This window comes from Labrenzia sp. 011 (assembly GCF_003075075.1).
Lineage (GTDB): Bacteria > Pseudomonadota > Alphaproteobacteria > Rhizobiales > Stappiaceae > Roseibium.
This window is the reverse complement of sequence record NZ_QCYM01000012.1, coordinates 43,645-57,561: the sequence shown is the minus strand read 5'-3', so window position 1 is coordinate 57,561 and position 13,917 is coordinate 43,645. Positions and strand designations below refer to the sequence as shown.

The following is a 13,917-nucleotide window of genomic DNA, read 5'->3' as shown; positions in this document are numbered from 1 at the left end:
GTCTCAAGTCTCAAGTCTCAAAACAGAGGCTTCTGATGCGGCCATTCACGACAATCGAACACCGCAAGAATCTCGCATTCTACTTTTATGATATGTTATTATTTAGTGAGGTACCAATAGTTGCAACAATATTGACAGGGGGCAACTATGGCCGATTTCACGGCGAAGGAAAGCATCACTCAAAATGTCTCGACCGAGGCCGAATTCAATTCGGCAATCGCGAACGTAAACTCCAATCAGACCCAAGTAATTGATATCGTGGCGTCCTTTACCTTGAGCGCCGACACCACACCGCTCAATAAGAATGCGAAAATCAAAAGTTCAACGGGTAGTGAGATCTTCGATGGCGGATTTTCGGTCCTTACGGTCGAAAACGGCGCCAAAGTGACATTCGGTGTCCGGTCGAAGGGGACAGGCATGAGCAACGTCTTTGGACCGAACGGTTCCGCGCTCATAGGCGTCCAAGGTGGCTCACTGGCAAATGTGACTGCCGATCAAGGTCTGTTTCACGTCCCTTCCGGAGAGATGTTTTCCGCCGGTGGTGTCTCGATTACCAACTTCGCAGAATTGAAACTCGGCGGTCGGCTATTCAACGAGAGAGAAGTCAGGGTTTCCTCTGAATCCATTGTCACCGTGGAGAGCGGTGAGCAAGACAACTCCGTTCAGGACAGTCAGGTCGAACAGTATAATACGGCGGAACCTGCAATGGCCTCGCTGATTATGGAATATCAATCCGAAACATTCATGACAATTCCATCCGACACTGTCGTCATTCTCGGAAAGACGACAGTCGACACACTTTGTCAGATACAGTCCGACGGAACGGGCACTATCTGGAGCAATGATACAATTGAGGTCAGCGGCAATAACTTTCAGGATCCAGGTCAGATTATAGGAGCCAATGTTCCCAAAATAGAACTGAATAATGGCGGCCGTTTTAGCGGAAACATCAGCAGCACGGACCCCTACGGTGCCTTTGACGGGAATACCGCGGATACGGTCACAAACACGGACGGTGATTTTCAGATGGGAACCAAGGGATCCTGCTCCGTCAAACATTACAAACAGACAGGCGGTTACCTAAAATTCCGAATAGACAATTACGAGGGGCACACGTCTCATTTGTCAATTCTGGAAACACTGGACGTATCGGGAGGTGTTCTCGAAATTACCGCCGAAACCTATCCCGACCATCCAAGGTCCACCGTTTCGACACTCATCACGGCACCGGGACCATCTTCTGACCTGAACAAGCTGGCCGAACTTGTCCATTTCAATTCATTTCCCTCTAACATAACGCCTTCTCTCCAAGTCGTCGGTAACGAACTCAGGCTCTCCTTGACGGCCGTTGCCCACTAAAGGATCCGAACCGACAAAAGTCCAAATGCCTGTCGGTTCTTGCAATGAGAACCAGCCCGTCCTCGTGCCGGCTTCGAAAGAGGCTCGCATGGGGACGCACCAGACAGGCAGTCCTCCGACCGGAACCGATTGCAGGTCTGGAAACCCGTCGATTTCAGAAGATTTTCGCCATCAGCCGAGGGAAAACCTCAGGGACAGGCAGGACAAGCCGCCATCCACCTTGCGCGCCTCGTGGGTCGGCAGCACCACCGTGTCGAACCCGGTGGCCCTGATGGCGGCAAGTGTCTTCGGATAGCCTTCCGGAACCAGCACCACGTCGTTCACACGGATGACATTGGCCGCATAGTCCTCGCCTTCCGGCACCTCGATCACCCGCCGTTCACCGAAGAAACCGCTGTCGGCCATGACCTTCGTGGCAAGAATGACATCGTCGCCCAAGGTGGAACAGGCAGTCTTGAAATGCAGCACCCCGTCCGGGGTGTTGCAGACTTCCGCCCGATATCCCCAGGTCTCCAGCAGCGCCGCAAAGGCCTCCGCCCCCTCCCGGTCGGTGCGGGCGGACAGGCCGATCAGGATGACGTCGTCCAGCGTCAGGATATCGCCGCCGTCGACATGACCGGAGCCCGGCAGTTCGACGACCCTGCCGAAGCGCTTGTCCAGCGCGGCGCGGATCTCCCGCCCCTCCCCCTGGCGGCTTTGCGCCCCGGGCCACAACTGGATCGCGCCGTCGGGAAGACAGAAGGCGGGGTCCTCGACAAAACAGCTGTCCGGATAGTCCTCCAATGGCGGAAGAACGTCGACGCTGAGACCGGCGTCCCGCAGGGCCAGCACGTAAAGCCCGTGTTCCTGCCGGAACTTTTCGCCGCTGGGATTGCCGGCGTCGACCGCACGAAGCCCGTCGGCGACACTGTCGGCCGGGGTTCTGGCGATCGCATGGGTGAAACGGAAGGACAATCCGGGCCGGTGCGGCATGAGACAAACTCCACAGACGATGACGGGGAACGAACCGGGATCCGGGATCAGTGCAGCGCCGTCTTCAGCGCCGACAGAAACTCCGCCCTGGGCCGGATATGTCCGGCCTGAATTCCGCGCCGCGTCAGAACCGGCGGATTGACGAGACTGTCCAGAAGCACGGATTCGTCGTCGTTGAGATCAAGCATCGCTTCAAGAACCGTCGCCATCATCACTTCCGCCGCACGCGCGGCCCCGTCGTCGCATTTGAGCGCCACGCCGAAACCCAGTTCGGGAATGGCCGCGCAGTAGACCCCTTCCGCCCCGGTCTTGACGAACACCCGGCCCCGGAAGGCTTCCATCACCTTCGTGCAGAACCGGTCCGCCCCCGCCACCATGTAGGGCTCGTTGATGCAGGCATCGAACAGCCTCTGTGCCGCATCGGCGCGCAGCGGCTCCAGCCCTTTTCCGCTCCCGAAGGTGGCAAAGGCACGGGCGAAGCTTTTCAGCGCAGAGGCATAGGTGGGAATGGAACAGCCGTCCGTGCCGCAGACATCCTCTGTCAGCGTGTCGCCGGTCATCTGTTCCATAACCAGCCGGACTTCCCGCTGGACAGGATGGCTGGCTTCCACATAGCCGCGGGTTTCCACCCCCATGACCTTCGCAAGCCCGAGAAACCCGGCATGTTTGCCCGAACAGTTGTTGTGCAGGCCACAGGGCATTTCATCGGCAAGGATCAGCTTGGCCGCATCCTCCATCCGCTGCGGCCATTGAGGTCCGCATTCCAGCGCATCTTCGGTAAGACCTGCCTTCAGCAGCATGACCCGGGCCGCGCTGGCATGGGTCTCCTCCCCGTTATGGGAAGCGCAGGCAAGCGACAGTTCGGCATCCGTCAGCGCCAGCGCTTCCGCCGCCCCCGATTCCACCAGCGGCAGGGCCTGCATCGCCTTGATCGCCGAGCGCGGAAACACCCGGGCTTCGACATTGCCGATCCCGCAAACGAGTTTGCCGTCCGGGTCGCAGACCGCAACGCTGCCGCGATGACGGCTTTCGGTCAGGCTGCCGCGGGTAACGTCCACAAGTGCGGGATTGTCCATGAAATTTCTCATCCGGAACTGGTTCAGTATTTCTGCGTCCACCTGAACGCAGGATGCATCAGTCTGGTCTGAAGGCTATGCGGATTCGCTGCGCGCCGCAGTCAAAAAGGCCGACAGCCGCGCCAGCGCCTCGTCGATCACCTCTTCGCGCTTGCAGAAACAGAAGCGGATATAGCCCGTGGGCGCGTCGGCCCCGTAAAAGGCGGAAACGGGCACGGCGGCAACGCCCGCCTGTCTCACCAGCGTCTCGCAGACCTCCACATCCGTACCGCCCAGACCGAGGCCTTCGATCCCGCAGGTCAGGAAGTAGGTCGCCGCGCAGGGCAGAACCGCGAAACCGAGTCCCGACAGGCCTTCCGCCATCCGGTCACGCCTGGCCATCAGATCCCCTGCAAGACCCAGATAGTAGCTCTCGTCCTTGCGCAGACCGAAGGCAACCGCCTTTTGAAGCGCCGGCGGCGTGGTGAAGGTCAGCCACTGATGCGCCTTGGCGACCGGGTCCAGCAGACCGGCCGCGCCGGTGATATAGCCGACCTTCCATCCGGTCAGCGAAAAGGTCTTGCCCGCCGAGCCGATCCGCACCGAGCGCTCGCGCATGCCTTCGAAAGTCATGAGGGGGCGATGCGCCTGACCGTCGAACACCAGATGCTCATAAACCTCGTCGCAGATCGCATAGGCGTCGTGCCTGACACACAGATCCGCAATGAACCGCAGCTCGTCGTGCGAAAACACCTTTGCGGTCGGATTCATCGGATTGTTGAGGACAATGGCCTTGGTCTTGTCGGAAAAGGCCCGCTCCAGCGCCTGCCGGTCCAGGGTCCAGTGCGGCGGGGTGACCCGTACCCTTACCGGTATGCCGCCCGCCTGTTTCACAAGCGGCAGGTAACAGTCATACAGCGGCTCGATCAGAACCACTTCGTCACCGGGCGACACAAGCGCGAAAATGCAGTCGGCCAGCGCCTCCGTTGCGCCTGAGGTCACCAGAACCTCGCTCGCCGGATCGACGTCGAGGCCGTAAAATCGCCGGTTCGCTTCCGCGACCGCCTCGCGCAATTGCGGCAGCCCCAGCATCGGCGGATACTGGTTCGGTCCCTCCAGCAATGCGCTTGCAGCGGCCTGACGGATATCCTGCGGCCCGTCCACATCGGGAAATCCCTGCCCGAGATTGACCGCACCATGGGCCATGGCAAGACGCGACATGGTCTCGAACACGGTCGTGTTGATGCCGGTAAAGACCGGATTGGTCGGCTTCATGGCTCCTCCCGGATGCGTTTTTCGCCCTTCTAATCCTCAAGGAGATGGGCGTCGAGCTTTTTCGTGACGCGCGGACGGCGGCAAGCTGCACGCAGGCGTCGGCGCCCGAGGTCCCCGGCCCTCCCGACGCTTCCTGGAAGCAGATTGGCGAATTGAAAATCCGGTCAGCTCAGCCCGCGTTCGCGCAGGGTCAGCTCCCTCGTCGAGGGTTTCCACCGGCTCGAGTCATCCCGCTCGTCCCCGTCCCTGTCCGGCGTTCCCTGCCTGAGAGCATCCTCGATCAGGGGAACCAGCTCGGCGTGCCTGACATGCAGGAAATGATAGAAGGCGATTTCCTTGAGCGAGTGCTGAAGCGGAAACACATCGGTCAATCCCATTTCCCCGATCAGACGCTTGCCGGTGCTTTCCCCGATGATGACCACGTCGATGCGGTCCCGGATCAGCATCTCGAATAGCTGCCCGGGGGTTTCCGCCGTCCAGACTTCGGAAAACCCTTCGGCCATCTCACCGGCGAAACGGGCACCGCTCACATGTCCGGCCCTGAGATACTTGAGTTCGGAAAGGGACTGCCCCTGCAATTGCCCGTTGCGGGTATAGGCGAATATCCGCGCGACCATGACGGGCACGTCCACCCGGATCAGGGTGTCGTGACGTTCTGCGGTCCCCACCACACGCACGAGTTCGCCATCGGTTTTCCCTGACGCCGCATCGAGAAGAGCCCGGCGCGGATTTGAAACGACCGTCTCGATGCGGATGCCAAGTGTCGCATAGGCGTTGGAGAGAATTTCCAGCGCGACCGGAGTAAGGTTTGGTGCATTGAAGCTCGAGAAACGCAGTCTTTCCTGCGCGGACGCACAGCCGGCGGATATCAGAATGCCCCACACGGCACAGACCAATAGCCGGTGCATTTACCCTCCCGATCTTCCATGACTGTCCGCATGTTCGGACTTGCGACCCTTCCCGACTGAAAAACGGAAGGGCTTGAAAGTGACCCTAGGGGAGTTTGTCGGCGCAATGCAACCTGTCGGCATTGCGCCTGTAGAAAATGACAATGGTCCGGTTGATGCACCGAAGACAGGGGCAGGCCCTGACCTATGAGGGCGTCCGGTAAAATTCCCGGCCTATTCTTTCGACATAGCCTTCGTCGACCAGGTCCCTGATGATCCTGTTCAATGCTCCGATCCGCTGCGCCCACGCGGATTTCTTCGAGACCCCGAGAAACAGGACCACCGCGTTCCCGGGGCCGTACGGCGCCTTCTCGATCGTCGACGTCAGCCCCAGATGCCTGAGATGATAGTCAACCTGGCAGTCCGTTCCGATCATGACGGAAATTCTGCGTTTCAGCAGCATGTCGATAAGGGTCTGCTCTTCGGGCACCCCCACCTTGTTCAGGTTGCCGTCCTTGTCGAACCGGTCGAAATAGGTCGAATGCAGCACATAGCCGATCTGGCGTCCGGAAAGGTCCCTGTAGTCGCGGATCTCCTTCGACTGTCCGTTCAGCGTGTAGAATGCCGTGCTGCATCGGGAATAGGGCGTGTCCGTATAGACGATGTATCTTGCCTGTTCATCCCGGTAGGACAGGCCAGCCATGACATCGACGGCACCGCTTTGCATGGACGCCAGTCCCCTGCCCAGCGGCATCTGGGCGACCTTGAGGTCCGCATCGCTGCGCCGGGCGATCTCCCGGAGAAAATCCACATCCGGACCGGCCTTGCTCTCGGATGCCGATATCCGCCGCGAGGACAGATCATTCGTTGCCAGCAGCATCTCGTCCGCCCGGGCCGGAAAAGCGGCGGCGGTCAATACGAGAAGCGGCAACAGGAAGCGGAAGCGAACAAGAGACATTCATCAACCCTGGATTTCAGAAGTGATTCCCGACCATTTCAACGAATATAACTTAACAATATCAGAAAGTTAGCAATAATTGATTTTTCGACGCCCGATACGGCACAAATCCCTGAAAACGTTGAGTCAACCTGGCGGGTTCCGCTAGAGTGTGAACTCATAAATGCAGACGAAATGGCATGGGAAACGGCGAAACCCGTCAGGAACGTGCGCGCAGCGGGCTTCCTGCCCGGTCAGGCACGGCGACGACACGCGGTGAAGCCTTTTCCATGTCCTTCGGATTTGACCGGTTGCCCCTCCCCGGATCGACCTTTCGTTTCGGAACAGGCAGGATGCATGCGAGTCGCGCTGCCCGGTAGCGGATGCCATCGTGAAGACATGCCGGGAATCCGGACAGGGTTGCGATATAGTCGGGGCCCTCAAGGCCGATTCAGGCCCGGTCGTTCAGGGCCGCACGGGACGTAAGACTGACACACGGAAAGAAAACGTGCCAAAGCGCAAAAAGCTCTTCATCACGCCGACGCTGGCAACCGTCATCGGAAGCTTCGTGCTGATGACCGCCATGGCGATCCTGATCATCCAGGCAGTGACCTCCGAACAGATCATCCGTCAGCTTGGCGGGGAAATCGTCGATCTGGGCATGGATTCCGCGGAAACCGCCTTCGTGGAACAGCTGCATGCAGTCACGGAAACCGCTGATTACACCAGACTCGCCTGGCAGCAGAAACAACTCGCCTTCGATGCTCCGCAGCTGATGGAAAGCTTTCTCTACGGGGCTCTTGCCCCGACGGAACAGGTCTCCTTTCTCGCGCTGGTCGACGAGACCGGGAAAGGCGTCGACGTGGACCGCGGCGACGCAGACGGCACATTGCTGGGCGGCGATATCGACCTTGCGGCTGACATCCCGATCCTGCTGCCCCTCACGGAACAAGCCGCAGGCACCCCGGAGCCCTTCTGGAGCGATGCGCTTTTCATTCCGGAGCGCCAGCACACCTATTTCGTCTACGTCCAGCCGCTTTACGAAGGTCAGGCCTATCGGGGCAGTCTGCTGATCGGCATGTCCCTCGACAGGATGTCCGAGATTGCCTGGTATATTTCCACTGACGACATTTCCGTCTTCCTGATGAAGCAGGGCAGCAACGAGATCATTGCCCATGAGGATCTGCATGAAAGATTCGACGAACTGAGCGCCCAGACACCCCTGCTCCACGTCAGCCGGATGCCGGACGCATTCCTGGCGACGTTTGAAGACATGGAGAAACTCGACAACAGGGAGTTCGAAATTGCCGCGGACCTGGATCTTCTTCACGGCTACGACGAGAACGGCGAAAGGCGCTTTGTCGTCATCGAGCAGAAGACCGCAAAGCTAATGGGCCTGCCCGCCCGCATCGGCGTGCATTTCCCCGCAAGCTATCTTGACCAGCCGCTCAAGGATCTGATGGTCGCGATCATTGCCGGAGCCGGCCTCCTTCTGCTGTCCCTGATCGGCGCCGCGCTTCTGGCCCGGCGCATCGCCCGGCCCGTTCAGCGCGCGTCTACGGCGGCCACGCATGTGGCGAATCTGAACCTGGAGGCCGTCGAGCCGCTTCCCGGCAGCGTCATTCGGGAACTCGACGACCTCTCGGGCGGCATCAATTCGATGGTCGCCGGCCTCAAGGCGTTCAGTCGCTATGTCCCCCGGACACTCGTCCAGAAGCTCTTGCGCGAAGGGCGCGCAGACGCGCCGCCGGAGGTGCGCGAGGTGGCGGTGCTGTTCACCGACATCGCCGGCTTCACCTCCGCCTCCGAAGGCATGTCGGCGACGCAGACCGCCGACTTCGTCAACCACCACCTGTCCCTGCTCGGCGCGGAAATCACCCGGCAGGGCGGCACCATCGACAAATACATCGGCGACAGCGTCATGGCTTTCTGGGGTGCTCCGGAGCAGCTCGACAATCCGGCAGAACCCGCCGCCCGCGCAGCCCTCGGCATGGCGAAAGCCATCCACGCGGACAATCTGGCCCGCATCGCCCGCGGCGAGGCCCCCGTCCGCATCCGCATCGGCCTTCATGTCGGCCCCCTCGTCGTCGGTGACATCGGCGCCCCCGAGCGGGTCAACTACACGGTCATCGGCGACACGGTGAACGCCGCCTCAAGGCTGGAAAGCCTCGGCAAGGAAATCGACGACACGGCAGAGGTGATCATTCTCGCCTCCGAAGAAATCACCCGCAGGCTTGGTCCCGAGTTTCCTCTGCAACCGATCGGACCGCAGAGTGTGAAAGGCAAGGCGGAACCGCTGCATGTGGTGCGGCTCGTCGTTGCTTGAGCCGGTTCGGCTGGAGATTACGGCCGATGCACCGACCTGCCCCGACTCCCGGTACCCATTGGAAGACATGCCATGGCGTGCGCAGCGGTTCATCTCCCATTCATGCTGGACGCTGTAACTGACGTTTGGTCAGCCGGACTGTCTTCAGGGTTCCAGACGATCTGCATTCCGGCAATTACAATTATGGAGTTTCCATGCGTGTTTTTTCAGGTTTCCTTCTAATCGCTCTGATGGCTTTTTCATCTCCCGTTCATGCCTCTCCCGACGTGGACTTCCCGCAACCGGGGTTTTCCTATGGCGGCAAGGTTCGAAGCGGGCCCGGCATGAAATACCGGCAGGTGGGCAGTCTTCGCGAAGGCGATCAGATTCTCATTTTGAACGGCACCGGCACCATGATGAACGGATACGAGTGGTTCAAGATCCGCTATCGCAATGGCCAGACCGGGTTTCAGTGGGGCGGCATCATGTGTTCGCAATCCCCTTACGCGACGATCCTGCGCACCTGTAACGGCCCCGGCCTCCATACACAGGCCCCCGTATCCACCAAACGCGCCCAGCCCGCCTCCAATGCTGTAAACGGGTATTCCGTTGCACGGATCGTCTATCCCGGGGGAAGTTTCACCAGCACCGGGAATGGGCAATGGCAGGAAGCCGACACTCAGGGTCGGGTCAACTTCCGTTTCCATGAGCAGGCGCGCGACGAGTGGTCGGTCTATCTGTTCGATGCATCTCGCAACGTGTCGCTGCAACTGGACCTGCATCGCAAGCAAGTGCTTTACGGTATCGGCAATGCTCCCAAGACGGTTCTCTATCCGATTACCGCCTCGTCCGGCCGACGCCGCTAGACCGGAGCGGAGTCGCGCCTGTCTGAACGGACAGGATCGCGGGTTTGTCATCAGTCTGAAATCCCCGGCTAACGCCAGGGGTCTGTCAGCAGTCTGACGCCGCTGGACTCCTCCAGCGGCGTTTCTCCAATACTCCCGTGAGTGCGATCAGCCCCGTCACCGCACCAGAATGTTCCGGAACTGCCACGGGTCCTTCGTGTCGAGGTCTTCCTTGTAAAAGCCCGGGCGGCCTTCCAGCGGTGTCCAGTCGGTGTAGGTGCCCCTGACCGGCCCCAGATACGGCCGCTGGATTTCCAGGCAGCGGCGATAATCCATCTCATCGGTTTCCACGATGCCCGAGTCCGGGTTTTCCAGCGCCCAGACCATGCCGGCGATGACCGCGGAGGTCACCTGCAGGCCGGTGGCGTTCTGGTGGGGGGCAAGCTTGCGGGCTTCCTCAACCGAAAGCTGGGAGCCGTACCAGTAGGCGTTCTTCCTGTGGCCGTAGAGCAGCACGCCCAGTTCGTCGGCCCCGTCCTGAAGTTCACTTTCCTCCAGAACATGCAGCTTGTCCTGCACCTTGCCGGCAGAGCCGAACAGCTCGTGCAGGGACAGGACCGCCACATTGGCCGGATGATAGGCGTAGTGACAGGTCGGCCGGAAGGCCACCTTCTTGCCGTCCTGAACCGTGAAATAGTCGGCGATGGAAATCGCCTCGTTGTGGGTCACGAGGAAGCCGTACTGGGGGCCCGGGGTCGGGCACCAGGTTCGCACCCGTGTATTGGCACCGGGCTGCTCCAGATAGATCGCCGCCTTGCAGCCCTTCTTCTGCTGCCTGGCATTGGCCGGTTTCCATTTTTCGTGAGTGCCCCAGCCGAGTTCGGCAGGCTGGAACCCTTCGGAGAGAAACCCCTCCACGGACCAGGTGTTCCAGAATTCCCCGGCCGGTTTGGGCGCCTTCGCCCGCTGGGTGTCGCGCTCGGCAATATGGATGCCCTTGACCCCCGTCTTCTTCATCAGTTTCGCCCAGTCCTTGCGGGACTTCGGCTCCTTGAACTTCACCCCGGTTTCCGTGGCGACATCGACCAGCGCCTGCTTGACCAGCCAGGAGACCATGCCCGGATTGGCGCCGCAGCAGGAAACCGCTGTCGTGCCGCCCGGTTTCTTCTTCTTTTCCCGGCGCACGCTTTCGCGCAGCGCGTAGTTGGTGCGGTCGGCGGCAGACGCCTTGTCGTCGAAATAGAAGCCCGGCCATGGCTCGATGACCGTGTCGATATAAAGAACACCGAGCTTGCGGCACAGTTTCATCAGGTCGAGCGACGAGGTGTCCACGGACAGGTTGACGACAAAACCCTGCCCTTCACCCTCGGTGAGAAGCGGCGTCAACACGTCCCTGTGGTTCTCCGGTGTCAGAGCGACTTTCTCGAACCTGTATCCCCTGTCGGTCACCAGCTTCGCGTCTGTGTCGACCGGATCGATCACCGTGACGCGCGACTTGTCGAATTCGAAATGCCGCTCGATCAGGGGCAGCGTACCCTTGCCGATGGACCCCAGTCCGATCATCACAACCGGGCCGGTAATGGTGCCGTGAATCTGCGGGTCTTTTGCGCTTGACGGAGCACTTGCCTTGCGGGCGGCGGTCTTCGGAGCCGGCGATTTTGCGGTTTGGGCTTTTCGGCGGGGCGCCTTTTTGGCGGCAGCCGGTTTTGCCGGAGCTTTGGGAGCCGGTTTTACGGCAACCGTCTTTTCGGCTACGGTTTTGCTTGCAGCCGCCGCGGTCTGTTTTGCCGCGGCAGGTTTGCTCGCCGCCGGTTTGGTCGTCGCCGGCCTGGCCGCCTGTGCCTTGGTCGCAGCCGGCTTTCGCGCGGAGGGTTTTGCAGCCGCCCGGGTCGTTGCGCTTTTCGCCGTCCGCGCGGGTTTTGCAGACGAGGATCCGGCAGCGACAGGTTTCGCGGCAGCGGATTTGGCCACTGTCCTTCCGGCCGGTTTGCGGGCAGGTTCCGGTGTCGTCGTTTTCGCCGCCTGTTTCGGTGCGCCGCCGTTGGTCTCGTCGGTCATGTTGTTCTCTCCAATCAATTCCTGTTCCACCGCCCGACGCCCTACTCACGGATCCGGCCCGGCGGGAATATCCCTTGCACAAAAAGCGCACTTATTGCGCCCATACCCAGGTGTGACCGCTTTTCACCGGAATTTCAAGCTTGGGATTGTTTCCCCGGGACCTTCGGTGTGCCAGGGCAGCCGCATCCCCCGATCGGCAACACCTCAATCCGGCAGATCCCCTGGGCCGCCCCGGCCCTGAGCCGGGGCCTTTATCCGGACCTCGCGACGGGTCCCGGCTCAGGGCCGGGACCGCAAAGGGAATGCAGAAGTGGGGTGCCCCCCAACCGGCAGCGGCAATGCCGCCACCGTTCAGGGGTTCAGGCGGCTTTCGGTATGGAAAGGCCGTTCGAAGGCGGTGCGGAGGCGACGTCCGGGTCAATATTGCCCGCTGCTGTCAGCAGACCGCCGAGACCGGCCAGATGGCCGGAAACGAATTCCAGCCCCAGGAGCCGGTCCCGGTCGACGGGTCCCGGAAGCGTGACATCCTCCAGGAGACCATCAGCGAATCCGAAGCGGGCGTAATAGGGCAGATCGCCGACCAGGATCACCGATCCGTGGCCATGGACAGCGGCCTGGTTGAGCGCATGGCGCATCAACCGGTCGCCCACCCTGTGACCCCGGCACCCGGGATCGACGGCCAGTGGCCCGAGCAGCAGGGTCTGAACCCCGCCGCGGTCCGCCACGGACCACAGACGCACCGTCCCGGCCAGCATGCCAGATTCGTCCAGCGCCACAAATGCGAACACCGGCAGGCGGCCTTCGCGCAGGCGTTCGCAGGTCCGGGCACGGCGCCCCTCGCCGAAGCTGAGGTCGAGCAGCGCCTCGCGGGCGCCGGCATGCACCGGCGCCTCCTCCACGATGTCGATCATCTCCGCCGCCTCAGATGACGAAGGATGCCAGCGGCGCGAAGCCGTTGAAGCCGACCGTCGAATAGGTGGTGGTATAGGCCCCGCAGGCCTCAATCAGCACCTTGTCGCCGATCGACAGGCTGACCGGCAACTCGTAGGGCGTCTTCTCGTAGAGAACATCGACGCTGTCGCAGGTCGGTCCGGCCAGCACGCAGGGGGTGGTGCGGTCGCCGTCGCGCGGGGTGCGGATCGGGTAGCGGATTGCCTCGTCCATGGTCTCGGCCAGGCCGTTGAACATCCCGATGTCCAGATAGACCCAGCGGATGTCGTCGTCGGCTGATTTCCTGGAAATCAGCACAACTTCAGCTTCGATCATGCCGGCATTGCCGACCATGCCGCGGCCCGGCTCGATGATCGTCGACGGCAGACGGTTGCCGAAATGCTGGGTGAGCGCGTGGAAGATGGCTTCGCCGTAGCTCGGCACACCCGGAACGTCCTTCAGGTAGCGGGTCGGAAATCCGCCGCCCATGTTGACCATTTTCAGCTCGATACCGCGCAGCGCCATTTCCCGGAAGACGCCCGCCGCCATGGCGAGAGCGAAATCCCAGGCTTGCAGGTTGGCCTGCTGGGAGCCGACGTGGAAGGAGACCCCATGGGCGAAGAGACCGAGCCGGTGGGCGTGCTCCAGGACGTCGGGCGCCATGCGCGGATCGCAGCCGAACTTTCGGGAGAGCGGCCATTCGGCCCCGGCACCGTCGCACAGGACGCGGCAGAAGACTTTTGAGCCCGCTGCGACACGGGCGATTTTTTCGACTTCCTCGACACAGTCGACGGCGAAGAGGCGGACGCCAAGGGCATAGGCACGCGCAATGTCCTTCTCCTTCTTGATGGTGTTGCCGTAGGAAATCCGGTCCGCGGACGCACCAGTCGCCAGAACCATTTCGATTTCGCCGACGGAGGCGCAGTCGAAGGAGGAGCCGAGGCTTTCCAGCAGCGACAGGATTTCGGGCGCCGGATTGGCTTTCACGGCGTAGTAGACGGAGGTGTCCGGCAAGGATTTGGCAAAGGCCTCGAAATTCTCGCGCACGATGTCCAGGTCGACGACAACACACGGGCCATCATCTTCACGTCGTCGCAGGAAGTCGCGGATACGCTCGCTCATCGGGGAGTTCCCCTTTCTCAATCTTCACCGCAGCCGCGCCGGTTCTCGGGCACGCGCACTGCAGGTTCTCGTCGCAGGGTGCCACAGACGCACCGGGCCTCCCCCGGGATGGAACCGGAGGCCGGGTTGACCGCGGCGACGGTTGGGCAATGCGACTGCCGGCCGGCAGACA

11 protein-coding genes are annotated in these 13,917 nt (G+C 61.2%); 3 read left to right on the top strand and 8 right to left on the bottom strand.

What is annotated here, in order from left to right:
• Positions 1-147 precede the first annotated feature (147 nt).
• On the top strand, positions 148-1,359 hold the full coding sequence (locus DCO57_RS13880) for a hypothetical protein (protein ID WP_116699508.1): 1,212 nt from the start codon (positions 148-150) through the stop codon (positions 1,357-1,359).
• A 171-nt stretch (positions 1,360-1,530) separates the two neighbouring features.
• On the opposite strand, the gene DCO57_RS13875 is transcribed toward DCO57_RS13880, so the two are convergent.
• The 5 genes from DCO57_RS13875 to DCO57_RS13855 all read right to left on the bottom strand — a co-directional run bounded on the left by DCO57_RS13875 (position 1,531) and on the right by DCO57_RS13855 (position 6,506).
• Positions 1,531-2,331, bottom strand: coding sequence for an arginine deiminase family protein (locus DCO57_RS13875; RefSeq protein WP_116699507.1), 801 nt, complete (start codon positions 2,329-2,331; stop codon positions 1,531-1,533).
• A 47-nt stretch (positions 2,332-2,378) separates the two neighbouring features.
• Entirely contained in the window at positions 2,379-3,407 is a 1,029-nt protein-coding gene (locus DCO57_RS13870) for an asparaginase (RefSeq protein WP_116699592.1), read from the bottom strand.
• Between the two features lie 75 nt (positions 3,408-3,482).
• Positions 3,483-4,661, bottom strand: a complete 1,179-nt coding sequence (locus DCO57_RS13865) for an aminotransferase (protein ID WP_116699506.1) — start codon at positions 4,659-4,661, stop codon at positions 3,483-3,485.
• Positions 4,662-4,825: 164 nt separating this feature from the next.
• The gene (locus DCO57_RS13860) at positions 4,826-5,569 is read right to left on the bottom strand and encodes a hypothetical protein (RefSeq protein WP_133192681.1); all 744 of its coding nucleotides are present in this window, start codon (positions 5,567-5,569) and stop codon (positions 4,826-4,828) included.
• 184 nt (positions 5,570-5,753) lie between these two features.
• Positions 5,754-6,506: an ABC transporter substrate-binding protein gene (locus DCO57_RS13855; RefSeq protein ID WP_116699504.1), complete on the bottom strand. Its 753-nt coding sequence runs from the start codon at positions 6,504-6,506 to the stop codon at positions 5,754-5,756.
• A 487-nt stretch (positions 6,507-6,993) separates the two neighbouring features.
• On the opposite strand from DCO57_RS13855, the gene DCO57_RS13850 reads away from it, so the two are divergent.
• Positions 6,994-8,811, top strand: a complete 1,818-nt coding sequence (locus DCO57_RS13850) for an adenylate/guanylate cyclase domain-containing protein (RefSeq protein WP_116699503.1) — start codon at positions 6,994-6,996, stop codon at positions 8,809-8,811.
• A 194-nt stretch (positions 8,812-9,005) separates the two neighbouring features.
• Positions 9,006-9,656 carry an SH3 domain-containing protein gene (locus DCO57_RS13845; protein WP_133192680.1) on the top strand — a complete coding sequence of 217 codons (651 nt, stop codon included), beginning with the start codon at positions 9,006-9,008 and terminating at the stop codon, positions 9,654-9,656.
• Between the two features lie 156 nt (positions 9,657-9,812).
• On the opposite strand, the gene DCO57_RS13840 is transcribed toward DCO57_RS13845, so the two are convergent.
• From DCO57_RS13840 to DCO57_RS13830, 3 genes are all read right to left on the bottom strand, one after another.
• A complete protein-coding gene (locus DCO57_RS13840) occupies positions 9,813-11,198 on the bottom strand; it encodes a homospermidine synthase (protein WP_116699591.1) in 1,386 nt (461 codons plus the stop codon).
• Between the two features lie 854 nt (positions 11,199-12,052).
• Positions 12,053-12,604 carry an N-acetyltransferase gene (locus DCO57_RS13835; protein WP_116699501.1) on the bottom strand — a complete coding sequence of 184 codons (552 nt, stop codon included), beginning with the start codon at positions 12,602-12,604 and terminating at the stop codon, positions 12,053-12,055.
• A 10-nt stretch (positions 12,605-12,614) separates the two neighbouring features.
• Complete coding sequence (locus tag DCO57_RS13830; RefSeq protein WP_116699500.1) at positions 12,615-13,745, bottom strand: type III PLP-dependent enzyme; 1,131 nt, start codon at positions 13,743-13,745, stop codon at positions 12,615-12,617.
• Positions 13,746-13,917 lie beyond the last annotated feature (172 nt).